The 25954-nt window shown below is 47.6% G+C and carries 25 protein-coding genes and 1 pseudogene; 11 read left to right on the top strand and 15 right to left on the bottom strand.

Annotation, left to right across the window (positions count from 1 at the left end):
* Nucleotides 1-19 precede the first annotated feature (19 nt).
* Nucleotides 20-814 (bottom strand): hypothetical protein, encoded by a 795-nt coding sequence (locus tag GI364_RS17285; protein ID WP_198850475.1) that lies wholly within the window; start codon nt 812-814, stop codon nt 20-22.
* 246 nt (nt 815-1060) lie between these two features.
* Here GI364_RS17285 and GI364_RS17280 point away from each other — a divergent pair, with 246 nt between their 5' ends.
* Both GI364_RS17280 and GI364_RS17275 read left to right on the top strand, forming a co-directional pair.
* Nucleotides 1061-1636 carry a hypothetical protein gene (locus GI364_RS17280; protein WP_198850474.1) on the top strand — a complete coding sequence of 192 codons (576 nt, stop codon included), beginning with the start codon at nt 1061-1063 and terminating at the stop codon, nt 1634-1636.
* A 119-nt stretch (nt 1637-1755) separates the two neighbouring features.
* Nucleotides 1756-2553, top strand: coding sequence for a sulfite exporter TauE/SafE family protein (locus GI364_RS17275; protein ID WP_198850473.1), 798 nt, complete (start codon nt 1756-1758; stop codon nt 2551-2553).
* Between the two features lie 48 nt (nt 2554-2601).
* On the opposite strand, the gene GI364_RS17270 is transcribed toward GI364_RS17275, so the two are convergent.
* Entirely contained in the window at nt 2602-3147 is a 546-nt protein-coding gene (locus tag GI364_RS17270) for an NADPH-dependent FMN reductase (protein WP_198850472.1), read from the bottom strand.
* Between the two features lie 451 nt (nt 3148-3598).
* On the opposite strand from GI364_RS17270, the gene GI364_RS17265 reads away from it, so the two are divergent.
* Nucleotides 3599-4582, top strand: coding sequence for a magnesium transporter CorA family protein (locus GI364_RS17265; RefSeq protein WP_198850471.1), 984 nt, complete (start codon nt 3599-3601; stop codon nt 4580-4582).
* A 164-nt stretch (nt 4583-4746) separates the two neighbouring features.
* Here GI364_RS17265 and GI364_RS25150 read toward each other — a convergent pair whose 3' ends face one another.
* The 4 genes from GI364_RS25150 to GI364_RS17250 form a co-directional block, all read right to left on the bottom strand.
* The gene (locus GI364_RS25150) at nt 4747-4878 is read right to left on the bottom strand and encodes a hypothetical protein (protein WP_255524470.1); all 132 of its coding nucleotides are present in this window, start codon (nt 4876-4878) and stop codon (nt 4747-4749) included.
* Nucleotides 4879-5063: 185 nt separating this feature from the next.
* Nucleotides 5064-6074 (bottom strand): cytochrome d ubiquinol oxidase subunit II, encoded by a 1011-nt coding sequence (gene cydB / locus GI364_RS17260; RefSeq protein ID WP_198850470.1) that lies wholly within the window; start codon nt 6072-6074, stop codon nt 5064-5066.
* Nucleotides 6075-6100: 26 nt separating this feature from the next.
* Nucleotides 6101-7483: a cytochrome ubiquinol oxidase subunit I gene (locus GI364_RS17255; RefSeq protein WP_198850469.1), complete on the bottom strand. Its 1383-nt coding sequence runs from the start codon at nt 7481-7483 to the stop codon at nt 6101-6103.
* A 303-nt stretch (nt 7484-7786) separates the two neighbouring features.
* Entirely contained in the window at nt 7787-9124 is a 1338-nt protein-coding gene (locus GI364_RS17250) for a glycosyltransferase family 2 protein (protein WP_198850468.1), read from the bottom strand.
* Between the two features lie 381 nt (nt 9125-9505).
* Here GI364_RS17250 and GI364_RS17245 point away from each other — a divergent pair, with 381 nt between their 5' ends.
* Complete coding sequence (locus tag GI364_RS17245; RefSeq protein WP_198850467.1) at nt 9506-9865, top strand: DsrE family protein; 360 nt, start codon at nt 9506-9508, stop codon at nt 9863-9865.
* A gap of 39 nt (nt 9866-9904) precedes the next feature.
* Entirely contained in the window at nt 9905-10339 is a 435-nt protein-coding gene (locus tag GI364_RS17240; RefSeq protein WP_198850466.1) for a hypothetical protein, read from the top strand.
* Nucleotides 10340-10464: 125 nt separating this feature from the next.
* Here the strand turns inward: GI364_RS17240 and GI364_RS17235 are convergent, their stop codons facing one another.
* Nucleotides 10465-11082, bottom strand: coding sequence for a SpoIID/LytB domain-containing protein (locus GI364_RS17235; RefSeq protein WP_198850465.1), 618 nt, complete (start codon nt 11080-11082; stop codon nt 10465-10467).
* A gap of 21 nt (nt 11083-11103) precedes the next feature.
* Nucleotides 11104-11661, bottom strand: coding sequence for a hypothetical protein (locus GI364_RS17230; protein ID WP_198850464.1), 558 nt, complete (start codon nt 11659-11661; stop codon nt 11104-11106).
* Between the two features lie 238 nt (nt 11662-11899).
* Between GI364_RS17230 and GI364_RS17225 the strand changes: the two genes are divergently transcribed.
* Both GI364_RS17225 and lgt read left to right on the top strand, forming a co-directional pair.
* Complete coding sequence (locus GI364_RS17225; RefSeq protein WP_198850463.1) at nt 11900-12913, top strand: type IV pilus twitching motility protein PilT; 1014 nt, start codon at nt 11900-11902, stop codon at nt 12911-12913.
* A 101-nt stretch (nt 12914-13014) separates the two neighbouring features.
* Complete coding sequence (gene lgt / locus GI364_RS17220; RefSeq protein ID WP_198850462.1) at nt 13015-13854, top strand: prolipoprotein diacylglyceryl transferase; 840 nt, start codon at nt 13015-13017, stop codon at nt 13852-13854.
* Between the two features lie 73 nt (nt 13855-13927).
* Here lgt and GI364_RS17215 read toward each other — a convergent pair whose 3' ends face one another.
* The 4 genes and pseudogenes from GI364_RS17215 to GI364_RS25475 form a co-directional block, all read right to left on the bottom strand.
* A complete protein-coding gene (locus tag GI364_RS17215; protein ID WP_198850461.1) occupies nt 13928-14575 on the bottom strand; it encodes a TVP38/TMEM64 family protein in 648 nt (215 codons plus the stop codon).
* A gap of 166 nt (nt 14576-14741) precedes the next feature.
* Nucleotides 14742-15626, bottom strand: a complete 885-nt coding sequence (locus tag GI364_RS17210; protein WP_198850460.1) for a hypothetical protein — start codon at nt 15624-15626, stop codon at nt 14742-14744.
* Between the two features lie 365 nt (nt 15627-15991).
* Entirely contained in the window at nt 15992-17899 is a 1908-nt protein-coding gene (fdhF, locus tag GI364_RS25480) for a formate dehydrogenase subunit alpha (RefSeq protein ID WP_370541866.1), read from the bottom strand.
* Nucleotides 17888-18058 (bottom strand): annotated as a pseudogene (locus GI364_RS25475) (hypothetical protein); the annotation flags it as partial. The gene fdhF and the pseudogene GI364_RS25475, both read right to left, overlap by 12 nt.
* 295 nt (nt 18059-18353) lie before the next feature.
* Between GI364_RS25475 and GI364_RS17195 the strand changes: the two are divergent.
* Genes GI364_RS17195 through GI364_RS17185 form a run of 3 tightly spaced genes read left to right on the top strand, consistent with a single transcriptional unit; the run spans nt 18354 to nt 20976 of the window.
* Nucleotides 18354-18770, top strand: coding sequence for a YrhK family protein (locus GI364_RS17195; protein ID WP_233095840.1), 417 nt, complete (start codon nt 18354-18356; stop codon nt 18768-18770).
* 40 nt (nt 18771-18810) lie between these two features.
* The gene (locus tag GI364_RS17190) at nt 18811-19794 is read left to right on the top strand and encodes an MDR family oxidoreductase (RefSeq protein WP_198850457.1); all 984 of its coding nucleotides are present in this window, start codon (nt 18811-18813) and stop codon (nt 19792-19794) included.
* Between the two features lie 33 nt (nt 19795-19827).
* On the top strand, nt 19828-20976 hold the full coding sequence (locus GI364_RS17185) for a radical SAM protein (protein WP_198850456.1): 1149 nt from the start codon (nt 19828-19830) through the stop codon (nt 20974-20976).
* Nucleotides 20977-21075: 99 nt separating this feature from the next.
* Here the strand turns inward: GI364_RS17185 and GI364_RS17180 are convergent, their stop codons facing one another.
* The 3 genes from GI364_RS17180 to GI364_RS17170 form a co-directional block, all read right to left on the bottom strand.
* A complete protein-coding gene (locus tag GI364_RS17180; RefSeq protein ID WP_198850455.1) occupies nt 21076-22551 on the bottom strand; it encodes a PAS domain S-box protein in 1476 nt (491 codons plus the stop codon).
* A 171-nt stretch (nt 22552-22722) separates the two neighbouring features.
* Nucleotides 22723-23514, bottom strand: a complete 792-nt coding sequence (locus tag GI364_RS17175) for an ABC transporter ATP-binding protein (RefSeq protein ID WP_198850454.1) — start codon at nt 23512-23514, stop codon at nt 22723-22725.
* A 303-nt stretch (nt 23515-23817) separates the two neighbouring features.
* Entirely contained in the window at nt 23818-24051 is a 234-nt protein-coding gene (locus GI364_RS17170; protein WP_198850453.1) for a hypothetical protein, read from the bottom strand.
* A 231-nt stretch (nt 24052-24282) separates the two neighbouring features.
* Here GI364_RS17170 and aceB point away from each other — a divergent pair, with 231 nt between their 5' ends.
* The gene (gene aceB, locus GI364_RS17165; RefSeq protein ID WP_198854083.1) at nt 24283-25875 is read left to right on the top strand and encodes a malate synthase A; all 1593 of its coding nucleotides are present in this window, start codon (nt 24283-24285) and stop codon (nt 25873-25875) included.
* The last annotated feature ends 79 nt before the right edge of the window (nt 25876-25954 follow it).

The following is a 25954-nucleotide window of genomic DNA, read 5'->3' as shown; positions in this document are numbered from 1 at the left end:
TTCTCTGCAGACCAAGTTCTTACAGCAAATCTAATAACGTCTCCACAACAAATTCCTCCGCACCTTGGATCTTGCGCCGTCGGTGTGTCTGGATGTTGTCTACCAGTCGCGTCCTTTGCAATTGCTGTGCTTCAAAGTTGCACTTATCTCCTGAGTCCGAGCACTCCAGTTTCTCGAGCCTTCGCACAATCATATCATAAGTCTTTTCCGTGACATCGTAGTTTCCTCGGCTGATTAATCCGCTGACAGCGGGGACAGAAATGTCAAGGCTTTCTGAGACTTCTTGTTGACTTCGCAAGTATGTATAAAGCAGACTGGCCCATCTTTGCTGTTGAGACTGTTGACTCATGAGGGTATGTTGTACTTCCAGCAGATAATTCAATTCATACGAAACATCGTCTACAGAGTGGTATAAATACATCTCCGGTTTGTGCCGGCGTCTGGATTTTAGAATTTCTGATGCTTCCCGCGCCTGAGCGATGACAGGGTGTGTCCACAGGCGAATATCACCAATTTCTCCCCAGGTTTCCTCGGTGTTGCCAACTGCGATTCCGAAATAAGGGGGGTGTGCAATGCCTCGCCAGATACTATAAATGTGGTAGGCCAGTATGTACGCTGCATGGTAGTGTTCGGCAACAACCAGGAGTTCATCGCCCATCCTTAAATCTGTTTTACAAGGAATTACACCATGCGTCCAGTCGTGAATCGTCTCTTCGAGGGCTTCTAATGTCTGTTTGATTTTTAACCGATTGGCCTTCGACAGCTCGCGCGATCCAGAAATATCCATGATGAACGCGGAAAATCGTGTGTCCATGGTCTCTAACCTCGCCATTTCATCTTTGTTCAAAACCATTATACAGGGTTAACGTTTCAATATTAAATGACTCTTAGTTAAGCTGCAGGCATTAAATTGGATTCCAAGTGCTAATTTGGCTGTCTTTGACTTTAGTCACAAAAATGTCATATAGTTTACGTGTCACTATAGCAACCACATTTCATTAGTAACTATAGTTCATTAGTAACTATGTTTCATTTTAACAGGGGATTGGTGGCGCTCTTCATGACACTTTGGCACTGGACTTTTGCATTTTTGTTTCTTACAGCTATTGTGGGACTCGTATTGTTTTCAGGGTTTACACTGCGTATCAGTATTAGGTACCCGCTGATTCTCGTTGCCACCCACGTGGCATCGGCGTCTACAACGTTTATCCTCTTTACGATACTGCTTGTACATCGCCTGACATCCACGCAAACGGGGGTACAGGTATTTGTTCTCATCAGCTACATGGTTCTTGTGGTGACGTTTGTTTCAGGGATCTACTTTTTCTTTCGCTACGATGCACAAAGAAAACGCATGAGGTATTTCCTGTTGTTGTTTCATCTGATGAGTGCGTCACTGACTTTCATCTTTGTGATCTCGAGCCTGGCGGCATTCAGGGTGCCGCACCCACATTCTCAGCAGTACACACCGGGTGGTGCAATGTACAATGTTCACAAGCATCACACAATCCACCAACGAGGCCATAAAACATCACAAGGCAGCACAAACGCGGCAAACGGCAGCACCGCCGCAGCTGCCAACAATGATGCAAATGTCAGTGTGACAGGGGCTGTTTTAGACAGCGTCGACGGCTGAGCAGCTCTCCTGTCTCTGTACCCCGTTTCAATGAAGTTCTATAATAAAGTCTGACACTGTGGATTAGAATGAGTGCGCGGGTCAGACTGCGCCGGGGACTAAAGGGGTCATTGGACAGCATGCTTGTGTTTCTCTTCATGATTTTCATAGGACTGCTACTGGGATTTATCGGAGCCGGAGGCTCCGGTTTTATTATCTCCATCTTAACGTTGGTTTTTGGGATACCAATTCAGACAGCTTTCGGCACCTCACTGGCGGCTATGGTATTTACGACCTTATCAGGGGCGTACAGTCATTTTCGAGACGACAACATTGTACTGAAAGCCGGTATTGTCGTTGGGTTGGTTGGGGCTGCCGGGGCCTTTGCAGGGACACGCATTGCAGATGTGTTGCCTGTAAGTGATTTAAAGTGGCTGACTTCAGTTGCCTTGTTTCTGTCAGCAGTGCTGCTCGGCGTCCGTTTGTTTATCATAAAGCCGCAGCACACCCCGCAGAATGCCGATAACTCAGATGCTAAAGTCCCAGCGAGGGAAGAGCATAGCAGACCTGTACTTTTGTCGGGGCCTCAGTTTTGGGCTTCTTCTGTCCTGATTGGTCTGGTTACGGGGCTGCTCTCAGGCACGTTCGGGATTGGGTCCACGCCTTTCATACAAATTGGTCTTTTAACGCTGATTGGATTGACGCTGCGCCAAGCAGTCGGCACAACCATGCTTGTGATTCTGCCCATAGCTCTTGCCGGCGGTACCGGGTACTACAGCATTGGTGATCTGAACTTTACGCTTCTTGCAGAAGTCGTACTCGGAACGACACTTGGAGCTTTTTTTGGCGCGAAGTTGACCAAGATTGCTTCGCCTTTGTTTCTCAAGGTCGCAATGGTCACCGTTCCAGTGATTGGCTCAATCCTTCTCTTGCTGTAGTAACCGGCTGCCTTAGTGCAAATCGTTTGTCTTTAGTGGATAGACAACCTACTTGGCTGATAAAACGAATTGCACAAACTTCTCCATGACACTGTCAATGAAGGTCAGTGTTCCTGCGTCCGAGAGGCGCCCGTTCTCGAACTTGTCTTTCGCAGCTCCGACCAAAATCTCATTTCCTCCAGGCGGAAACATTTTTACATTAAGGCCTGCGCTTGCCAGGATTTCACGAAGATGCAGTTGTGCGCGAATGGTTGCTAAAAATCCAGCTGAGACGCCGGCCGTCAAAACGGGTTTTCCATTCATGACTTTGTCTACTCTTGAAAGCCAGTCTAATGCATTCTTCAGTACACCGGGAATGGACCAGTTGTACTCTGGGGTGACAAAAATCACTGCATCTGCAGCAGCAACCTGTTGCTTGAAGGATTGCACTACTTCTCCAGGATTTTGTTCAATGTCTTCGTTATAATACGGCAGCTGCCCGATATCTAAAATATCGAGATGGAACTTGTCCGTATACCTCTCTTGCAGGGTCTTGGCGAACTGCATATTGTATGAGTCTTTTCTCAAACTCCCAACCATACAGATAACGTTCATAGTAAAACTCCTCTCCCAGCCTAAATTACGTTTACTGTGCCTGTCTGCTTGTACAAAATAGGAATTAGGCAGACAAACGGACAGATATCATTGGATATCTTGCATTGTAGCAAATCACCTTCACAATTGTAGCAAATCAGCATCATAATTGAAAAAAGTGTGTCGGTTTTCATGTTCGGTGTTATAATTCTCAACAATTAACGCCACCTAATAAAGCGAAACGAAGGGGCGAAGGTCACTCGACGGAGCGGTTTTGTTGGTGACATGCTTACGATGATGCCTCCGTTGTGCGGATGATTTGAAGCAGGCGAGGCAAGGAGCATGGTGGACAAAGACTGACCAAGATGGGATGATATTGTGGCTGGATGACAATGTGAATGACCAAGGCTGCAGTTTCGGGCAGCCCCGCTTAGGTCATGGATTTTTAGCTTTTCAGAAAGGAGAAAAGCTTATGATTAAAACGTACCTTTACGACCGAGAGCAAGAGGAATTAATGCATGACATCGATCTTCATGAACTCAAACACTTGTTAAAAAATGATAATCTCATGCTCTGGATTGACATTTTCAACTGGGTTCCTGAAGACCCGTATGAAATTAAGGCAATTGCAGATATTTTTGGGTTCCATCCTTTGGCTGTGGAGGACTGCGTCTATGAATCACCGCGTACAAAGGTGGACAGATATGAAGGATATGACTTTTTCGAACTCCATTCGCTTAAGTACGATGAAGATACAGAGCCTGAAATCTCCATCGAAGAACTGAATATTTTTCTGGGCGCCAATTTTATTGTCACGGTGCACCGGCGTGCAATTCAGTCTATCGGCAGAATTGCAGCCAGGTCTCGTCACGACAACGCATATTTGGAGCGAGGCTCCGATTATTTGTTCTATGCCATTGTGGACGGCCTCACAGATACCTATTTTCCGATTATCGACGAACTTTCCGGGCGTATTGACGATCTCGAGGATGAAATGTACGAACACCCGGCTTTGGCTATCAGCGAAGAGTTTCTGGCTCTAAAGAGAACGCTGGTCACTATTCGTAAAGCGATTGAACCGCAACGAAAAATTTTCTCAAGTCTGAATACCGGAACCTATACGTTCGCCATGCACCCAGAGAACAAGCCGTATTACATGGACCTCTCAGACCATCTCGAGAGAATTGCTGATTCAGTGGATGTCTTTCGCGATCTCGTTCAAGGTGCCCTAGATACTTACTCTTCAATGGGAACGGCGAAGACCAATGAAACGATGCGCGTTTTGACGATTATTACAACTTTAACTGCCACAATGACCTTCATCACAGGGATTTTTGGTATGAATGTTCCGCTGCCTTACCAACATTCGTGGATTGTAACCGTCGTAATTGCCGGAGTGATGCTTGGCTTGAGTGTCTGGATGTTGGTCGTATTTAGAAAAAGAAAATGGATTTAATGAATGCAATACTTCTGTTTCCAATCAGTTGTGTTGATTAAATTCATTCGAATTTGCTTGTTTCTCATTGAAGGGGTCTGACAATGTGGGAGCATGTCCTGGTGAGACGCGACTGTGCTCGCATTGTGCAGACCCCAACTGAGCCTCCGGACTGAACGCGGCTGTTATTTTATGGTCATTGACCTGCCGTGAGGATGACTTTGCATTTTGGCTTCGAGCCGTTTTGTCATGACTTTCAATTTCCAGTTGACAAGTACAACTGTGACCGTGAGAGATAAAATAATAAGGGTTACCATTGCTACTACACCTTCTTTTACAAAATAGTATACTGGTCAATATGACATCCATCTGGTTTATGCAGATGGATTTTTTCTTCCTACACTAGCATGGACAAGTCTCGTTCTATCTAAACTCAGGCTTGTGGCCGGGCAGTTTGCGATTTCACCCGTTTTAGTTGGCAGACAACGCTTACATATGTTCTTCAATAATCGAGGTGATCGAGTTTCACTCGTTTGCGAAACACCCAATAACTCCAGATTTGATATGCGACTACGAACGGGACTATTGTCAGTGCCACGACAGTCATCACTTGAAGTGAATAGGTGTTGGAAGAAGCGTTAAATACCGTCAAACTCCAATTTGCGTTTAACGAACTAATCATCACCCGCGGATAGAGTCCCACAAAGACGGTCATCGTGGACAAAATAATTGTGATACCTGTCATTGCGAAGGCCCACGCATAGTGCTTTGCTTGGACCAAAAAGCGGACAGAAACCAGAGCGAGGCCGGCGACAATTGGAATAGAACCGGGATCGACCCCAATCTTTGTAAAAATGTCCGTCTCAATATATGTAGCCACAACGAAGGCAAACAGAATGAACGTGGTAAGGCCACCTGTTTTCATGGCCACATTTCGTGCACGGTCCCGGATATCTTCCGCTGTACGCAGCGTAATAAACAGCGCGCCATGCAACACAAACAGCAAGACAACACTGAGGCCGCCGAGAACCGAGTACCAACTAAGAAGATCAAAGAATGTACCAACGTAATTCATATGTCCGTCAATTGGAACACCTTTCATCAGGTCCGCCAAGGCAACGCCCCACAGCAACGGTGGAATGAGACTTCCGGCGAAGATAACCCAATCCCAAAACTTGCGCCACTTTGGCTGCTCAATTTTACTGCGGTATTCAAAAGCGACACCGCGGCCAATCAGTGCTAATAACATGAGAAATAACGCAATGTAGAAACCGCTGAAGAGGGTAGCATACCAATTCGGAAAGGCCGCAAACATGGACGCTCCAGCGGCAATCAGCCAAACTTCATTGGCATCCCAAAACGGTCCAATGCTGTTGATAAGCACCCTGCGCTCGGTGTCGTTGCGGCCAAGCAGCGGTACGAGAATTCCGACACCGAAGTCGAAACCTTCCAGGAAGAAAAACCCCGTAAATAACAGTCCTATAATGATGAACCAAAGAGCATTTAAAGTCATCTTGCCACCTCCAGGTGAGCCGTGAATTAAAGGGATGGTACGGTTGTATCTGCTGCATCGGAATCCGGATTTTCCTTATCTGGACCGTCCTTAATTACTTTGACGAAGAGGAAAATATCCGTCATGATGAGGAGCAGATATACCAGTGCAAAGCCGAGCAGTGTCGTTAATACCATGCCGGCTGTGACAGTTGGCGAGACGCCGCTCGCCGTTTTGAGAAGTCCGAAAACAGCCCAAGGCTGCCGCCCTATCTCTGTCATCAGCCAACCTGTGGTATTTGCGATAAACGGGAGAGAGATGGAAAGTATCATGATTTTAAGAAAGAATGGGTGTTCTTTCAGCTTTCCTTTAATGGAGAGGTACAGGCCATATAACGAAAAGAGAATCATTAAGACGCCGGCAAGGACCATAATGCGAAAACTCCAGAATGTGGTCTTGACCGGAGGGATATAGTTGCCAGGACCATATTTCTTCTCATACTGGGCTTGAAGTTGATTCATACCTTGAACCTTACCGGTTGGCTGGTTATATGCCAGAATGCTTAGCCCGTAAGGGATTTTAATCGCCGCGGTATTGTGCTTCTTGTTGGTGTCAATGACGGTAAATAATGTCCATGGTGCATGTTCTGGACTCGTGTTCCAAAGTGCTTCCGAAGCAGCCATTTTCATCGGTTGGGCCCGAACAATGTGTTGTGCCTGGTCGTGCCCTAGAACAGCAGTGAGGATGCTCGCGACTACCCCTACTATGGCAGCGACTTGAAAGGAGGTGCGAAAAATGTTGACTGCCCGCTTCTTGATGAGTTGATAAGCGCTGACTCCTGTGATAAAGAAAGCGCCGGTGGTAAGAGCGGCAAAAAGTACATGTGGGAACTCGAACCACTGCTGCATGTTTGTAACCAGAGCACCGAAACTGGCCATTTCAGCGTGGCCGCCGCGCATGGCGTAACCGGTTGGTTCCTGCATGAAGGAGTTGGCGGTGAGAATCCAAAATGCTGACAGTGTCGTTCCTATGAATACGAGCCAGATGGAAAGAAGATGAACACCCTTTGAGACCTTGTCCCACCCGAATAGCCATATACCCAAAAACGTGGATTCCAAGAAAAATGCGGCAAGTGCCTCAACAGCGAGAGGGGCACCGAAAACATCGCCGACAAAGCGAGAATAGTCGGACCAGTTCATTCCAAACTGGAACTCCTGCATAATGCCCGTTACCACTCCAACAGCAAAGTTAATAAGAAACAGTTTGCCCCAAAACTGCGTCATTTTCTTGTAGGTTTCGTTCCCGGTTCGAAAATACACCGTCTCCATCAATGCCAACAAAAAAGCCAGCCCAATGGTCATGGGGACGTATAGGAAATGATATACAGTTGTTACGCCAAATTGTGTTCGAGCAAAAAAAAGGTTGCTCATGTCCGCAAAATCCTCCTGTACTGAACAATAGACAAAACCCTACCAGCACATTTCTTCAGGGAATTCTGTTAAAGTTGATGTTCCATATGTTAGTCGGGTGTCTAAAGTTTGCATCTGGATTTACATTTTTATGCATGTAAAACGCTGTACCAGTGTGGAGGGGGGTCAGGGCAAGTTGGCGGAGTTGCGCGCTCGTTCCGTCAAGGTGGCTGTTAGCAGAGAAAAACCCACCTTCAGTTTAGAAGGCGGGTCTAAAATCGGGATTTTACTCACTCATTTTACGGGACACCAGGGAAAGCGCGTTTAGTGATTGGAGTCTGGCACCGGAGACAGCGGATTTTCTGTCCGCGGTTTTTTTACTACGTAAAAATGCTTCAACTTGCGTAATGCAAGCAAGGATGCTGTCGACTCCAGCACACCGTAAATTGGATACAGCATGGTGGTTAAAATCATCAGTGGTCGCTTCGTGATGTAGCTTGTAACAATATTTCCAATCAAGTAAGCAACGACATACACTGATGTAGAAAAATCTGTAATTAACTGCACTGCCAACGGCGGATGTAAACCCCAGACAAAAATAAGAACCGTCAGCATGATGGAGAGAAACGAGACTTGCCACAGGTATGTGTAGATTGCAATCGGTATCTTATACCGCCACTGAATCTTGGGGCATTTCACAACCAACTTCATACCTGACAGCCAACGCTGCCTCTGTTTGAGAAAGTCTTTGACAGTGCCTGGAGGCTGTTCAAGGATAAATCCGTTAACCCAACCGAATCGGTACCCGTTTTGCCATGCAGTAAGAGCCCACGCGGTATCCTCGGTCAACGAATTGGGCTCACCCACGTCAAACGGTAAGACCTTATCAACATCGCCTCTTAACAGTAAATACGACCCATGTGCACCAAATACGGGTACACCAAGTGTATATTGCAGTTGAAACCTGCCTAAGTCATCGGCAAGCCGCAGGGCGTCCGCTCCGCGCCAAAACCAACGTCCGCCCGTGTAGACAATGGGCCCTTGGCCAATAGGCGGTTTTGCTTTTTGATGGTGTTGATTGACAAAGGTGACAATCCCCTCGACCGACGACTTCGTCAATCTTGATTCTTCGTCCAGGTACAATACCCATTCGTCAGAAGACAGAGGCTTCTTTTGTTGACAGTAGTACAAGGCACGTGCCTTATACAAGGAATTCTCAGGTGTTTTGAAGTCACTCGGAACCAGAACGATTTCCGCGTAAGAGGGAAGCGGAATATCCCTGTCACTGATAACTTGTATAGACAGCCTGTTACTAAATCCGGCTGCTTCAAACACCTCGTAGGCTGTAGTGACGGAAAGCGACACAGCCTCCTTATTGATGCCGCGCGTGACATAACGAATAACGATCTTACCTTCCATCTCAGAAGGAATCTTGGCGTTGCGCCAAGGGACGTGTTGAAGAAAGAAAACCCATCCTAGCCACAGGCAAAAGGCGACAGGCAGCGTCATTACCCAAATCAGTGTAATGTCATTCGGAAACATGGGGTAGGTGACTGTGCCAGACAGGCCGTGTTGACGAAACTGACCACCCTGGAAGATGTAGATTGTACCCATTGTGGCAGTTGTCAGCAGAAGTATTAACACTCTATACAGATATCGCATTGAGAAATCACCTTTCATGGATCAGTACAGATGGTTGATGCACTGTGACTTTATCCTGGGTCAAATCCTTTCACTAAAGCTCTTCAGATTCTAGCATTAATTGACCACTGAAATCCAATGTTGTGAGGTGATATGCACACTCCGAATTGACTTCTATCATATCACTTTTCATAGATAATTATTCTACTTTTTTCGGTCGTAATTGGAAATTCCCCCACAAGTTTGCTTTGAAGTTTCTTTGAAAAATGCCCGTAATTCTTGCCGTTAAGGGATTTTTAAGCCTCTTGCTGGAGATATTATTGACAGTGCCTGATATGATAATTAGGTACCCATCAGGGTATTTGGGAAGTAACATATTTTTTAAATGGAGGTAGATTATACATGGATTCCAAGTTTGTGATATTTGTTCATGCTAATGAAGATGAGGGTGCAAAGGCTGCTCATGCGTTATTGTATGCCATCGAGTTGCACGACGCAGGCATTGAAGTAAAAATCGTGTTTGACGGTGCCGGTGTCAAATCCCTTGCAGCATTGGCTGCGAATACAGAGAAGCCGTCTCATCAGCTTTATCTTAAGGTTAAAGACTTGGGATTGGTTGCAGGTGTTTGTGAATTCTGTTCCACTATGATGGGTGTGGAGGAACCAGTTTTGCAAACAGGACTGCCCCGCTTAAATGAGATTAATGGCCATCCGAGTATTGCTGCCTTCGTGAAAGACGGGTACACGCCGATTGTCATGTAAGGTCGGCGTCAATACATTACCTGAAATGTTGGTGAATTTATGACTCCCGGTGAGATTGCCTCAGGTTTGGTGGCTCAGATTCAAACGGAGCTTACACCGTCCAAAGACGTACCGTCGCAAAAACAGGAGCGCATGGAAAATGAATTAGTGTATCTTTCGATGTTTCTAATCGAACTGAACACATACTTGATTTACCAGGACAACTTCAAGCGTACCGCAGTCATGGAAGCTTTTTGGTCTCTAATGAATCAATCCGGACTAAACATGGATGTGGTGCAAAAGCGCTTGGATGCTTATACTGATGCTGCGCGAACAGAGTCTAAAGATGAGACATGGCAGAGCATCGGGAAGACATTTGCCTGGCATTGTCTGGCTCAGGATGACAACGCGATTGCCTCTCTGGGTGCTAGAGTCGCAAGAGATATCAGCGAACAAATGCAACGTTTTCTGAAACTGACAAGTGTTGAATTGTGAATTGACTTTGCGGTAGGACCGAAGGGGACAATTGCTTCGGTCCTTTTTTATGGGTTCGTCATATGATTCTGTGTGCACCATGAGGTCGACCCTGCGTCAATAAGTGGGTCAAGATGAATGGTGGGTTATATCCAGCGTACTTGATGATTGGGGTAAAACAGGTTTAAGACGGTTCGGTAGTTTAGCTTGCCAATTGAACACCAGTACTCTGATCCCCATTGTGACATTGTATTGGAACCAACATACGGCCAATTGGGATTGTTAGGCATCCCTGCGCGGTAATTGAGTTCTTTTACTTCGGCATTCTGCGGAACATAGGCAATTTTCCACGTGTCTCTGACCGCCTTATTGGTGAGCGGTGTACCCGTCTTATACTTGAACTGCTGAAAGTTGGTTGTATTATCTACATCGTATGTGAGGCCGCCTTGCGTCACCGGATGTAAGGTGTGGTACCAAGCAAACATCTTAATGGCCACAGCGCCGGCTTTAAGCGCATCGAGATTCCACGTTGGAAGCCATTCATTCGGCAAGACATCGTCGCAGTACTCCTGGAACCCGATGGTTTGTACGTATAGAATCTTTCCGCTCGGATTGTTATTTGCGCGTATCGCAACCCGAATCACCCTTGGCAGTCTAGTGTTATAGACCGTCTGCAGGGGCTGTGCATTGACTTCAAGGGGAGTCAAGACACTTAGACTCAAGACACACGCAGTTAACGCGACAGCAAATCTTGTCGCCGGCATGCGTGTCACCTCTCTTTACAATTATTTTTGAATATCAGGTCCCCACGCTGAATAGCCTTGTTCGCCAGCTACTGGAGGCTGTTTTTTTAACTTGAGTTGCTTCGCATAATCATCTACCATTTTTAGGATGTCATGGCGATGCAAGTTACCCAGTGCATACGTCGGCTCGTTTCGTCGATTTGGCCGAATCGGCTCCATTGTAATGGGCTGCTGTGCTTGGTTCACAACAGGCACTTCGAATACGACGGATTCGTTGTATCCTTTGGCCACAGCCATTGCTGTAATAATCCCCATTTCTCTGGCTTCATCGAATCTGGGGTCTGGTTGAAGCGGAATCCTGCAAGTCCAGTCACCTTTTTTGTTGGTAATGCCAGAGCGGAGGACTTTTCCATCTGGGTCGATGCAGATGACACGGGCTCCTGAGATATTCTGCTGATTGGCGTTTATGACGTGAAAATCGAGTGTCTCATATTGCCCTTGGCCGACTGTTGAGCGAGCAAAAGATGTGGTGGGAAACACTGTTGATAAGGATAGCGTCGCAACGGTCGCAAGGGCCGCTGCTCTCGTTAGCATTTTCATTGACATCACTCCAGCAATAAGATTGACTTTCTGCATGACACAGGTTAATTCTGTACTGTAGGTTTTCCCAAGAAAACTAGAAAATACAGCTTTTTTGACAGGATACCTGTATATGGATGCCGAAGTCTCAGGGGCTGTATGGGCGCTGCCGGTCGTTCTGACTTTCAAGGGCCGCCGGAGAATTTTGACAGGAGCCCTGCGCTACAATGTGTGCAAGTTCTTGTGAGGAGAGAGAGCATTGCTGGAGATACTACAACAAGCGGTCGAGAAACATGCGTCGGATTTACATATTTCGGTGAATGTGCCGCCAACTTATCGGATTAATGGAGAGCTGATAACCGAGGGCATCGCCTTAACTCCAGATGATACGGAAAGCTTGGCCAAGGATATGATGTCAAAAGACGAATGGATACGTTTCAGTGAAAATGGCGAGTTGGATTTTTCATACAGTGTGCAGGGCCTGTCACGGTTTCGAGTGAATGTCTACAGACAGCGCGGGTGTGTAAGTATTGCCGTACGGGTGGTCCCTAATCATGTGCCTTCCGTTGAGGAGCTGGCACTGCCCGCCAGTCTGACGCAATTGACAGAGAAGACCCACGGCCTTGTGCTGGTCACAGGTCCGACTGGAAGTGGCAAATCCACCACTCTCGCTGCCCTTATCGACTATTTGAATCACCACAGCAGAAAACACATCATTACGCTGGAAGATCCCATTGAATACTTGCACAAACATGATTTGTCCATCATTGACCAACGTGAGGTGGGCCTGGATACGAAAGGGTTTGCTCCTGCCTTGAGAGCGTCTTTGCGCCAAGATCCCGATGTCATTTTGGTGGGAGAAATGCGCGATTTAGAGACCATCAGCACGGCTATTACTGCGGCCGAAACTGGACACCTGGTCTTTGCTACGATGCATACGGGAGATGCGGTGCAGACAATAGACCGAATTGTTGACGTCTATCCGCCTGGTCAACAGGCGCAAATACGTGTTCAATTGGCCGGGGTTCTGCAGGGTGTGGTGGCACAAAAGCTAGTGGTCTCGTCAGACGGCAAAAGCCGGGTGGCTGTGATGGAGATACTCATCAACACGGCTGCAGTAGCGAACTTAATTCGAACTGAAAAGATTCATCAAATTCGTTCTACAATGCAGACGGGCAAATCTTATGGAATGCAGACCTTCGATATGCACCTAAAGGAATTACAGTCCTTAGGGAAAATAGCTAAAACCAGACTGCATTCAGAGTTTTTCTAATTGAGTGTGCCTAATCAGGACGAGTACGTTACAATAAAGAAGTTCAATTTGGACAGACACGTACCTGATAAATACTTTGGACAAAGATTGAGGTGCAAGAGATGCATTCGTATTGGTTTCACATTGGTTCCTTTCCAGTTCGCTCCTACAGCACCATTTTTGCGCTGGCTTTTTTGCTTGGACTTGCTGTCACACTTTATTTCACGAAAGTGTACGGCGAACCAGGCGACAGCGAACACTGGTGGAACATGGGTCCCCTCTGCCTGCTGGGCGGAATTATCGGCGCCAGATTTTGGCAGGTGTTTTTCTTTGACTGGTCTTTTTATGCGCATCACTTAGGCCAGATTATTGCCGTGTGGAACGGAGGTCTGTCCATTCAGGGGGGAATTGTGGGTGGTTTTGCAGCCGGCGTTTGGTATCTGTGGAGGAAGAAACGTAGCCTCTTTCACTTTGCCGATTTAGCCGCACCCGGCATCCTGATTGGTCAGAGCATCGGACGTGATGCCGACTTCATGAATGGCAGTGCATACGGAGCTCCTACGCACCACAATTTTGGAGTCCTGTTTCCGAAGAGCACATTGGCAGCACAACAGTATCCTGGACAGCCCCTCTGGCCGTCAGTGGTATGGGAGGCTCAAGCAGACATCATTCTGTTTGCTGTTCTTTTGATTTTGTTCCAACGCAAGAAGAAATGGCCTTCCGGTACAGCTTTTTCCTATTATCTCATTACGTACAATGCGATGAGGTTCTTTATGGAGATGCTGCGAGGAGATTCGCCGCGTTTTGCTCTGGGCTGGGATGCAGCACAGTACACAGCTTTGGTCTCAGTGGTGATTGGGATTGGCGTCGCAATCTGGGTATTCGTTAAGAATCGTGACAAGCGGGTATCGTATTCGGGGTATCAAGCTGAAGAACTAGCGGATAGTGCAGAGACAGAGTAAAGTTGACGGTAACAACCATATTCCATTTGTTCTAGCATGTACCGCTTGAATAATGCGATTGATTTTAGGGCTCTCACCAAAAGTTCTGGCGTTTCTTGATGCGGGAACTCAACAGTGAGAGCCCTAAAAGTACCAAGACCCCCAGAGGCAGCCAGACTGCCACAGACCCTGTCAGTCCTTTATAGATAAGCATGATGCCAAGGTAATAGGGGATTACAGAAACGGCACTTGTCCACAAATAGTCCCGAAATCTTACGGACGGCATGATGGCAATAATGAGGCTTGAGAAAAACGCTGGAATAGGCAAAAGTCGAGAAATAAGGAGTCCGCGAATACCGGTTGTTGAGATGGCACTATCAATCATTTGAAACCACTTAGGATAGGTTTTGGACTGTACAAACTCCGATCCGAGTTTTCTCATCACAATGAAAATGATAATGCTGCTCAAGACCAGTCCGATCCACCCGTAAAATACGCCCCAAGCGATTCCATATACGCGCATCAGAACGAACAAAAGACTTTCTGACGGAATTGGAGTTAAGCAAAGCATCGTCATGAGGAAGATGCTGATGACAATACCGCCCCAACCGAAGCCCTGCAATGCCTGAATGACGTGGTGATTAGAATTGAGGTAAATAAGTGAAAGGAGCGAACAAAATACCACAATAACGGTTAATTTAACCCAGAGGGATTTGTTTGCAAGTAGTTGCCAGCGCTGCACAGGTCATCAACTGCCTTCCGGACGGAGCTCCCCAATTTATAGCAAGAAAAGCTCGAATTTGCATCAAAGTGGCAGGTCCTGCGACCACCAATGGACGCTAGATGCACAATCAGCGTTCTTCTCCGTTGTTTACAGCTTAACATTGGCAGCAACTGCTTTGCAGCACTTAGGGGTAGGATTCCATGGAACGAGCCATTGAGAATACTGTTTCAACAGGCTCTTCACAGGCTGTATATGCATCTGTTTCGTAGACTCGTTTGCCATCCTGCCACACCGCATATGCACTGACACTGCGACCGTCGAGATTCGCCGGTATGCCAGAAGTCGGTGTTTGTACCGTGACTAGGAGCGACGCCTGTGTGTTCGGCGCGGGCAGTCCATGAGTAACGACGAAGTGAGCAACCTTTTGCGCTTCCGGCAATGGAATCGTACTTGTACCTGCGTCCCGAACAGTGATGCTCCAGCGGTTTTGCGTCCACTGTACTAGGGCAAAGGGACTGCCTTGATTGATACTATGGTTGCCTGTCGGCTGATATGTAATACTCGTTGCCTCTATGGAGCCTATTTTCACCGAACTTTTCTTGGTTCCCTTTGGCAAACTGCCACTTGAAAGAAATGTGCCTGTTCTTGCTGCCATAGAGGTTTTGTATTTGTTTTCGGAAAAATCCGCTACGCGGTGGTTGTCAGTCGTGAAGAGAACATTGTATGCAGTATCTAGAGCTTTTGTCTGGACTGTTACCCTCGTTAACAGATGACCTTTCCTCAAAACAGAAGTCGGAAGAACTGTTGGCGCGTCGGCAGTCGCAACGCCTTTTGCGTGAACCTCTTGTAGAGCCTTATCGATGATTGCAGGGAAAGACACACTCTCTTTAACACGAGGAGCTGTTGATTTAGACGTCACGGTTACGCTGTGCGCACTGGCTTTGGATGTTTGCGGTTGGGCGTGCGAGACTGGAATATGGACTCCGGCAACATACCCGGAAACAAACAACACAGTAACGGTTATCATTGTCATCGAGAACAGGCTTGGTTTCTTTTTGCTCGGGTTCACGGTATTTCCCTCCTCTCAACCTATCTCGTCACCAGTTGCTGGCATCCGGATTTTGGCTGCTTATCTTTGTTCATGGACTTTACTAACGTCGATGATACACTGGAGTCAGTGGAGCGAAAACCTCTATTGTTACCGATTGTGGTAGTAACATAAGACTAGTGATTTCTGTCTCAAGAAATGCAAACAAGCCGAGGTTCGTAGAACATCTGTTTATCGGGTCACGTACTTGTTGTCGCTGTCAGCTCAGCGTACGGGATCGTTAATGAAATGAAAGGAAAACTCGGGCTGCCAGGGGCGAGCCCGAGTTCGTTCACAATGTCCTAGTCGTTTCGTGCCTCCAGGAGGAGACTAGCCAATGTGTAACATCACTTAGCAATCGGCTCAATTCGAACCGCCGTGTACTTGTAAGGAGCAACACCTGAATTCTTATCTGTGAAATCGTTGGTCAAGAGGTTTGTGTTCACTTGGTCGGGAAAGTGAAACGACATGAACACATGACCAGGCTGCATTTTCTTCGATGGCCGGACAGGTACAGCTAATGTAGCTCGCTTGGATGAGATGTGCACGGTATCTCCGCTCTGCAGATTCAATGACGCCAAATCGTCTGAATTCATCTCCAGATACTCCTCCTGACCTTTGACCGTTGGTCCGTAATCACTGGTCGTGACACCAGTGTTATAAAAAGCCAGCCTTCGTCCAGTAATTAAGACAAACGGGAAGTTGATATCTACCGGCTCAGCAGGCGGTTCGTAGGATACGGGAACAAAGGGTACCCGCCGCCCGCTTGACGCGTCGTGCAAGTCGGTATGCAGACGTTTTGTATCCTTTCCGTCGACATCCGGACACGGCCACTGTACCTGCCGTCTTCGTTCCAATTTATTATAGGTAATTCCGTAATGCATCGGAGACACGCGTCGCAGTTCATTCCATACATCTTCAGCAGACCTATAATTCCAGTTATACCCCAGTTCTTGAGCCAGCATCTGAAAAATTTCGATATCATCCTTTGCTTCTCCGGGGGGCGAGACGACTTTTCGGACTCGTTGCACCCCGCGCTGGCTGTTAGTATAGGTACCGTCTACTTCTGACCAACCTGCTGCAGGCAACACGACGTCTGCCAACTCAGCCGTTTTCGTCAGGAACATTTCTTGGACAACCAGCGTATCCAGACTCTTTAAAGCTGCTTCAATAGCAGCCGAATTGGCATCAGATTGAACTGGATTTTCACCTACAATGTACATAAATTTAATGTCACCTGAATGAACAGACTCAAACATCTGAGAGAGGTTCTGTCCTTTTTTACCTGGTAAGGTTACATTCCACTCTGCTTCACAGCGCTGGCGCGCCTTAGGGTCCTCTACGTTTCCGTATCCTGGGAGTTTGTCAGGGAGAGCTCCCATGTCGGCGCCCCCTTGAACATTGTTTTGTCCTCTCAAGGGCATCAAACCAGTGCCCGGACGTCCGATGTGTCCAGTCAACAGAGCTAAACTAATGAGCGAGTAGACGTTATCAGAACCATTATGATGTTCTGTAATGCCCAGCGTCCAGGCAATGACGGCACGGGGTGCCTTTGCGTAGAGGCGTGCCACGGTGCGAATCTCATCAGCTGTAACACCAGTTAGGTCTGAGACAGATTCCGGTGTATACTCAGCAACATGTTGCCGGTACGCGTCAAAGTCTCTGGTCGATTTTTTAACGAAGTCCCTGTTGTACAGGTTCTCTTCGATGATGACATGAGCCATCGCATTTGCAAGCGCAATATCGGTGCCAGGCTTCACTGGTAGCCAGTGAGTTGCCTGACTGGCCATTGTAACTTTACGAGGGTCCACCAAAACTAACTGAGCACCGTTTTTAAGTCCTCTGCGCATCCAGTTATAAATAATAGGATGTGCTTCCTGGGTATTACTGCCCCAGGCAATAATGAGGTCAGTGTTTTCGAAATCGACATAAGAGCTGGTGTCTGCGCCAGTACCGAATACAGTCGTCAAACTGACGACACTTGGAGCGTGTCAAGTTCGATTACAACTGTCGATATTGTTGGTGCCAATGACTTGTCTCATGAACTTTTGGGCCACGTAGTTCATCTCATTGGTGGCTCTGGACGAGCTGAGACAACCAAACGCATCAGCTGTGTGTCTGCTGAGATTTCTTTTAATGGAAGCTGCGATTGTTGATATGGCTTCAGACCATGTTGCTCTCGTAAGTACGCCCTCTTTTCGTACCAGAGGGTATCTTAAACGGTTAGGTGATTGAGCGTATTTCCAGGCTTGCAATCCTTTTACACACGTTTCACCATGGTTCACAGGTGAACTTTTATCGCCGCGAACGGTTACGATGGCATTATCTTGATGAGTGACTTCCAAGCCGCATCCTGTGCCGCAAAAACTGCACGTTGTAGATACCGTTTCCAGGACTCCTGCATCAGCATCCATCGTACAGCCTCCTCTCGTTCAGTGGGTTCGGTCAAATACTGCCTAGCTGAGATACTTATTTTGATGATATATCTTTTGATTTTATGGTAAGGCCAACAGGTGTCTTTCATAAGGCGAGAATGTACTAGTCCGTTCTGACTATTATGAGAATAGGACTGCATTTTCGGTTGGAAGACTTAGAAACGGTGAAATAGCTGGAATGAATGAGGTATGCAATGCTACTATGAACGTTAACGGATACACCTAAGACTGTGCTGGAAGAGATATGGTTGCCATGGCAAAGGAGGGACGTTCTGTGCAGCAAGACATGGAGATTGACAACGGGGATGAAACGATTCAAATTGACTTCAAGGCGAAAAGGGTCATTATTCACGACCGATATGAGAACCTGCACATACTAAATGATTTGCTTTTGGCCCTCTGGTTCTTGGTTGGCAGTGTCATGTTCTTTTACAAACACTGGACTTACTTGGGAACATGGTTGTTTGTATTCGGCAGCGCGCAAATGGCCATCGGACCAATGATTCGCATGGCGCATAAACTACACATTCGCCGCTTCGAAAGATTTTGGAAGGCGAAGATAGAGAGTGCGATGGGAGCAAATGTCGAAATCAAGGCAAACGGCAGCCAAAGAGTAGAGGAGAAAGGCGGCTCTGAGGGCTCCTCAGAAACTGAAGACGGTCAGGGTGAATCTACCAGACAGATGTGGTAAGTGGAACGGACCCAAATGACCGGAAGAAGGAGGAAAGGCTATGCAACCGGATTTCAGCGCTGTGCTCTTGACGCAGTCAGAAAACGGCCGGGTGACGGCCGATGTGAAACGGATTCCATCGGAGGACTTGCCGAAAGGAGATGTGCTCGTCTCAATAGCCTATTCAGATTTAAATTACAAAGATGGCTTGGCGTTAACGGGCAAGAACAAGGTGGTAAGGAAGTATCCGATGATTCCGGGAATAGACTTTGCCGGCACCGTAGAAGAATCTCAGTCTCCAAACTGGTATCCTGGCGATGAAGTCATTTTGACCGGATGGGGGGTAGGAGAGCGTCACTGGGGTGGTTACAGTGAACTGGCACGCGTCAGCAGTCAGTGGCTTGTGCCGCTGCCAGGGGGCATGACGCACCGTGATGCCATGGCTTATGGCACGGCGGGGCTGACAGCCATGCTTTCCGTCATGGCTTTGGAACAGAGGCGGATTGCAAAAGAGTTGCCCGTCGTTGTAACAGGTGCGTCCGGCGGAGTTGGCAGTGTCGCTGTTGCTCTGCTGGCAGCCAATGGATACGAGGTATATGCGTCTACGGGAAGGCAGGAAGAGTCAGATTTTCTAAAGGCTTTAGGCGCAGCCGAGGTCATTGGTCGCTTTGATGCCCCAACGCGTCCGCTGGAATCTGAGCGATGGGCCGGAGCGGTTGATACAGTTGGAGGGGACACCTTGGCCGCACTGTTGGCAGGTACAACATACGGGGGAACGGTTGCTGCCTGTGGACTTGCCGGCGGCATCACATTGCCAACCAGTGTGTTTCCTTTTATTCTTCGGGGCGTTGGATTGCAGGGGATTGATTCCGTCATGTGTCCAATTGAAACACGTAAAGAAGCATGGAAACGACTACATGACGAAATGCCCCAAACCGTGCTGGAACGGCTGACATCGGAAATTTCTCTGACTGAAGTTCTTACTGTTGGGCCGTCCATTCTGGACGGAACCGTGCGCGGGAGAACTGTAATTCGAGTAAAATAGGTCTGTGTCAGGTGGAAACATGGGGGTGCAGCGGTGGATACACACACTGTTCAATACAAGGTCCGCGAGAGAACGCTTCAAGTTTACACAAATGGTCAAGTCGTGAACTTTGATAGAACGGGACGGTTTAAAATGCTGTCCAGCCGTCACAGGACGGTTCGCCGCGGCCTTGACCATCGTATGGTTGAAGTTACTGACAGTGGAGAAGACAGCCACAGTCGGACATATAAGGAACTAGACATGCGGACAAAGACAGGTTTCTTGGAAGACATGTATCGGATAGTGCACCCGTCGTCATCGATTGGTCTTGACGCAACGACCGCTCAGTGGCTGAAACGGGTACAAAATTGGAATCCGGAGAGACTTGCTCAAGACCAAGCCCAATTTCGGAGCATCTACTTGCCGGTGAGCATCCTGCCTCCTGGAGAGTACCAGTCTGTTGTTGTGCAACTCACCGAGGGCTGTTCATATAATCGGTGCGTGTTTTGCGATTTTTACCGCGATCGGCCTTTTCATATCAAGAACGAGAGTGAATTGCAGCAACACCTGTCTAAAATCCGGTCGTTTTTTGCAGAGAGTCTGCAGGACAGAAGCGGAGTGTTTCTCGGGGACGGCAATGCTTTGGTGGTGCCGTTTGCACGACTGTTGAGAGCGTTTGAGCAGATACACCGCGAATTGGGGTCTGTGGCCGTTCGGTTTGCTACCTTCATGGACACTTTTAACATCCAACGCAAATCAAAAGCAGAGCTGGTTGCGCTGCGAGATGCGGGTCTCGATATGGTCTATGTCGGCTTGGAGAGCGGGCAAGACGAGATGAGAAAATTCCTAAACAAACCAGGTACGGCAGAGGAGGCATTGGCGGCCATTTCCTATTTAAAAGAGGCCGGTTTGCGTGTCAGTCCGATTGTCATGGCAGGTATAGGAGATCAGCGCAGCCGTGCGCATCACCTGGAGACGACAGAACTGCTAAAGCGAGCACCGTTAGACGAGAATGACATCGTGTTTGTTTCGCCTTTTATTGAGCCGCCGAATCATCTGTATTCAGACGCTTTGAAAGCCCGTGACTGGGTACCCTTCTCGGACACAGAATCAAATGCCGATGCCATGAGATGGATGGAAGTACTGCGTCACGAGCTTTCCGCGAAAGTTGCACTTTATTCAATTCTCGAACACTTATACTAGGCTTGACACCCAATGAAGCGCTAACCAATGTGGCGCGGACAGAGCAGTTGCCGGTAGCTCAAGTTATCAGTTCCGAGTGTGCTCTTTTGGTAAAGCGATTCAAATCGCAGTTTCGAAGGCCGTAGCTGTGGGTAGAATGACATCTACGATGGTCCCTTTTCCAACTTCACTGGTGATATCGAGCCGTCCTTGGTGGTCTTCAATAATACGGTGACTAACCATCAGTCCCAGCCCGGTTCCTTTGTCTTTCGTGCTGAAGAAGGGTTCCCCAAGGCGATTGGCTTCTTCTTGTGGAATCCCGCAGCCTTCATCTTTTACTCTGAGGCGAATTCTGTCATCGGTCAGCAAATCACCTGTGACTTCTACCTTTCCGCCTGTGGGCATAGCCTCAATCGCGTTCTTAATCAAATTCACCAAAACCTGCTTTAACTGGTTTGGCTCACAACGAATCTCCGGCAGATTCTCTGCCAAACGCATTTCCAACTCGACGTGATTCCGGCGTGCTTGTGACTGCATCAGGGTGACAACCATTTTCGTAATTTGATGCACTTTCATATTCTCGTAATGAACTTCGTGTGGCTTCGCCAGTAAGAGCAGTTCACCCACAATTCCATCGACCCGATCGAGTTCAGACATAATCATGTCGTACTGTTCGTGACTCTGGGCTTCGGTTTCTGTTCCGTCCATTTGTAACAACTGAATGGACCATTTGATGGCTGCTAGAGGGTTTCTAATTTCGTGAGCAATACCCGCGGCCAACTGCCCGACGAGAGCTACCTTGTCCGAGCGCCTCAAGAATTCCTCTGTCTGCTTTTGTTCTGTGACATCTTTGCCAATGACAATCATACCGCCGCGTTTGCCGTCACTTTGAAAGACCGGCACTCGCGTTATGGAGAAAATTTGAACGCGACCGTTGGAGTGAACAATTTCCTGCTCCGAATCCATCGTTTCCGCAGCCTGCCACGCTGGACTGTCGGCTTCCTCAAGCTCCAGCAATGTCCCTTTGTAATCGGTGCTCAGTTCCGCCAGTTCCAGAGCTGTTTTCCCTTGGTAAGTCTCTTCACCCAAGTTCAATAATTCGAGGGCTGCCCGATTTGCTTTGAGCCATCGTCCCTCTGCATCCTTAAAGACGACTACGTCCGGCATGGTGGAAATGAGCGTATCCAGTGTTTCTTCGGTTTGCTTTCGTTCGGTAATATCTATTCGAAAAGAGACGTACTGGTATGGTTTTCCGTCTTCTTTTAATAGTGGAACGATAGTCGTGTCCATCCAGTAGAAGGTACCGTCTTTAGCTTTATTTTTAATCTCTCCGCGCCATATCTCACCATGTGCAATGGTTTTCCACATATCTTTAAAAAATGCTTCGGAGTGATACCCGGAATTAATAATTCGATGGTTTTGTCCCAGCAGTTCATCTATGCTGTATTTAGAGATCTCACAGAATTTGGAGTTGGCAAATGTTATATTTCCTCTGACGTCAGTTATGGCTACGATGGATGCTACATCGAGTGCAGAATTGATTTCTGCAAGTTCACCAATTGCCTTTTCTAACCTAGCCAACGTATCTCTAATCAAGTTGCCTCTCCTCCAAGGAACAATCAAATTGAAGCAAGGAATACCCTTGGATGTGAAAGATATCCCCGACAGAATTATGATAGCACAAACGGACTATCAAAAATAGTTCAAAAGGCAAGGCGGAAAAACTTGTTAGCATTGGTGTTCTTAACTATCCATGCTGATGAAGCATCAGGACTTTACTTGAATCCAGGGTCTATCCCCTGACCAGGAGACTGCAACAGGAAGGTCAAACAGGGAACTTAGAGTCTCATCGTTTAACACACTGTGCTTGTCACCCGATGCGATGACTTTTCCGTCTTTTAAGGCTAATACGTGCGTAAAGGCTGGCATAATTTCTTCAATGTGATGGGTTACATAGAGAAGACTGGGGCCGTTTTGCTGGCGTCCCAACTGCTCTACGGCACTGAGCAGGTCTTCTCGTGTCTTTATGTCGAGGCCCGTGCAGGGCTCGTCCAAAATCATCAATTGCGGCTGTCTTATCCACGCTCTGGCAAGTAAAACACGCTGCTGCTCCCCTTGAGACAAGGATTGAAAGAGTCTGTCCGAGAACTGTCGTACACCGAACAAAGCGAGGGCAGAATAGCCTTTTTCAATATCTTCCGGGTCGACTTCGCGGTAAACACCAATCGACGAAAATAAACCGCTGATGACCACTTCCAAGGCGCTGTCTTCTGGGTGACCTGATTTTTGTCGTTCAGACACGGATGTGCTCACTAAGCTTAAGGATTCCCGCAAATTTTGCATATTGCTTTGTCCAAAGTGATGTCCCAGGACTGTTGCTCTTCCTGTTGAAGGCCAGACGTAGCCATGGAGTAAATTCAATAGACTGGTTTTACCGGATCCATTATTACCAACGATGACCCAGTGTTCGCCGTTTTGGACGGTCCATGAGACGTCTTGAAGAATCTGCTTTCCTTCCTTTTTCCACGATATGTTGTGAAGATTTACAATCTGCTGCATACTCTTCCCCATTTCCAAAACACATTTTCTGTATCATAACAGGACCAAGAAAATACGGGAATAGATGTGATTTTGCAACCACAATACACTTAAAAAAACAGGCTGCCCAATTTCTGCAACACTGGCTTGGGCCGCCTGTTCTATGTGATTACATCTGCGCAGGGTAAATGTGCATATGGAGGGAACTAGTCCTCAAAGAATCCAAGTGTGCAGCCCTTTCGCTGCACACTTGGACTGGAAATTAGGGTGAGTGAAACAAATTTCGGTCAATCACATCAATGAGGTGAGTCTTGGTCGATGCTCCTACACGTTATCCGATGCACAGCGGTCACAAACGTATTGGGCACCTTCTCGTTGAACGGAGAACTCTGAACCGCATTCTACACAGGTACAGTCCGTCAGTGCTTGCTGGTACTGCATTCTGATTCTTCGCTGCCGACTTCCATGTCGTCTTTCAGATGTTTGCCAGCGATGCATCAGCCGCTGGACTCGTGTCAAATTCTTCTCTTCAAAATTCATTGTGACAGTCCGTTCCACGTCATCACCTCATTTTTATTATATAACAGATGTTTATATTGTTTATATATTATATAACAGTTGGAGAAGGAATGTGAAGTGTTTTTCTGAAAAATAAAAATTTTCTTTTTGACATATTGTAATATAACAGAATACATATATAATCATGTGTATTACAACACGAGTTGCTGACACGAAACAACACAAATCCATCGTAGACGGCTTGGAGGGAGAGAGTTGCAGAGTACCGAGATGACGTCGGAACTAGCGAACATTGAGATTCATGGGAGGATGACACCTGAGTTCGAGGAGATTCTTACGCAGGATGCACTGGCCTTTGTTTCCAGACTGCATCGGACTTTTGAAGCGCGCAGGAACAGCATCTTGCAGCAGAGGAAGGAGCGGCAAGATGGACTGGATGCTGGGGAGCAACTGGATTTTCTCACCGAAACGGAGGCCATTCGTCAAAGTGACTGGACGATTCCAACGGTGCCAGCGGACCTTCGTGACCGGCGGGTTGAGATTACAGGTCCGGCCAGCGACAGGAAAATGGTTATCAACGCACTGAATTCTGGCGCACGCGTATTCATGGCCGACTTTGAAGACGCAAACTCGCCAACATGGAACAATTCAGTGCAAGGGCAAACAAACCTTAGAGACGCCGTTCGTCGGACAATTCGGTATGTAAACGAAAGCGGGAGAGAGTACGTACTCATACAAGACCCAGCAGTGTTGATTGTGCGACCACGCGGATGGCATCTTCTCGAGCGAAACGTGACAGTGGACGGAGAACCTGTTTCAGGCAGTCTGTTCGATTTTGGTCTGTATTTGTACCACAATGCGAAAGAACTTTTACGCAGGCAGTCAGGCCCATACTTTTACCTTCCTAAGCTGGAGAGCCATGTGGAAGCACGTCTTTGGAACGATGTCTTCACATATGCGGAAGCAAACCTGGGTATCCCGTTCGGAAGCATTCGTGCGACTGTCCTGATTGAGACTATACCAGCGGCGTTTGAAATGGATGAGATTCTATATGAACTGCGTTCCCATGCTGCCGGGCTTAATTGCGGAAGATGGGATTACATTTTCAGTTATATCAAGAAGCAGAGAAGAAAAACGGAATCCCTTTTGCCTGATAGAGGTCTTGTCACCATGACGACGGACATGATGCACAACTATTCTTTGCTGGCCATCAAGACCTGCCACCGCAGGAACGCTCACGCAATTGGCGGGATGGCTGCACAAATTCCAATTAAGTCGAATCCTGTTTTGAACCAGGAAGCGCTGGATAAAGTGCGTGCTGATAAGGAGCGTGAGGCGCGGGATGGGCATGACGGCACATGGGTAGCACACCCTGGGCTGGTACCTGTGGCCATGGAAGTATTTGATGAACAGATGCCCGGAGCGAATCAACTGAACAAGGGATTAGAGAATCTGTCCATTTCCGCAGCAGATTTGCTGACTGCGCCAAAAGGTGAAATTACAGAGTCAGGTGTACAGACGAATGTGCGAGTTGGCTTGGAATATACAGAGGCATGGCTGCGGGGGTTCGGAGCAGTCCCCATCAATAACCTCATGGAGGATGCAGCTACTGCGGAAATATCAAGAGCCCAATTGTGGCAGTGGACGCATTTTCCTGGTGTCACAATGACAGACGGTGAAAGTGTCACGCTCGGGCTTGTACGCTCCGTCATTGACACGGAGTTAGCCAAGTTAGCCGCAAGCATGGGCGAGAAATACCAGGAGAGTCGCTATGAAGAAGCGGCAATGCTGCTGTGGAATCTAGTAAAAAGCGATGAACTGGAGGAGTTTTTGACGCTTAAGGGATACGAACTTCTTACGTGAATTTTGGACCTGCCACGGCAAATGGTGTACAGCGAGGCGGGCAGTTGTGCTTTAGCCAATGAATAAACCAAGGAGGAAT

Origin of the sequence: Alicyclobacillus sp. SO9, from assembly GCF_016406125.1 — a bacterium.
Classification (GTDB): domain Bacteria; phylum Bacillota; class Bacilli; order Alicyclobacillales; family Alicyclobacillaceae; genus SO9.
This window is presented reverse-complemented; position numbering and strand designations above follow the sequence as displayed.

What these genes read in the sequence shown, in the direction of transcription:
- GI364_RS17270 (WP_198850472.1), bottom strand. Translation starts at nt 3,147, where the DNA reads ATGAACGTTATCTGTATGGTTGGGAGTTTGAGAAAAGACTCATACAAT.
- GI364_RS17250 (WP_198850468.1), bottom strand. Translation starts at nt 9,124, where the DNA reads ATGCGATATCTGTATAGAGTGTTAATACTTCTGCTGACAACTGCCACA.
- GI364_RS17265 (WP_198850471.1), top strand. Translation starts at nt 3,599, where the DNA reads ATGATTAAAACGTACCTTTACGACCGAGAGCAAGAGGAATTAATGCAT.
- GI364_RS17285 (WP_198850475.1), bottom strand. Translation starts at nt 814, where the DNA reads ATGGACACACGATTTTCCGCGTTCATCATGGATATTTCTGGATCGCGC.
- GI364_RS17245 (WP_198850467.1), top strand. Translation starts at nt 9,506, where the DNA reads ATGGATTCCAAGTTTGTGATATTTGTTCATGCTAATGAAGATGAGGGT.
- GI364_RS17235 (WP_198850465.1), bottom strand. Translation starts at nt 11,082, where the DNA reads ATGCCGGCGACAAGATTTGCTGTCGCGTTAACTGCGTGTGTCTTGAGT.
- GI364_RS17280 (WP_198850474.1), top strand. Translation starts at nt 1,061, where the DNA reads ATGACACTTTGGCACTGGACTTTTGCATTTTTGTTTCTTACAGCTATT.
- GI364_RS17255 (WP_198850469.1), bottom strand. Translation starts at nt 7,483, where the DNA reads ATGAGCAACCTTTTTTTTGCTCGAACACAATTTGGCGTAACAACTGTA.
- GI364_RS17230 (WP_198850464.1), bottom strand. Translation starts at nt 11,661, where the DNA reads ATGAAAATGCTAACGAGAGCAGCGGCCCTTGCGACCGTTGCGACGCTA.
- cydB (WP_198850470.1), bottom strand. Translation starts at nt 6,074, where the DNA reads ATGACTTTAAATGCTCTTTGGTTCATCATTATAGGACTGTTATTTACG.
- GI364_RS17190 (WP_198850457.1), top strand. Translation starts at nt 18,811, where the DNA reads ATGCAACCGGATTTCAGCGCTGTGCTCTTGACGCAGTCAGAAAACGGC.
- GI364_RS25150 (WP_255524470.1), bottom strand. Translation starts at nt 4,878, where the DNA reads ATGGTAACCCTTATTATTTTATCTCTCACGGTCACAGTTGTACTTGTC.
- GI364_RS17175 (WP_198850454.1), bottom strand. Translation starts at nt 23,514, where the DNA reads ATGCAGCAGATTGTAAATCTTCACAACATATCGTGGAAAAAGGAAGGA.
- GI364_RS17275 (WP_198850473.1), top strand. Translation starts at nt 1,756, where the DNA reads ATGCTTGTGTTTCTCTTCATGATTTTCATAGGACTGCTACTGGGATTT.
- aceB (WP_198854083.1), top strand. Translation starts at nt 24,283, where the DNA reads ATGACGTCGGAACTAGCGAACATTGAGATTCATGGGAGGATGACACCT.
- lgt (WP_198850462.1), top strand. Translation starts at nt 13,015, where the DNA reads ATGCATTCGTATTGGTTTCACATTGGTTCCTTTCCAGTTCGCTCCTAC.
- GI364_RS17240 (WP_198850466.1), top strand. Translation starts at nt 9,905, where the DNA reads ATGACTCCCGGTGAGATTGCCTCAGGTTTGGTGGCTCAGATTCAAACG.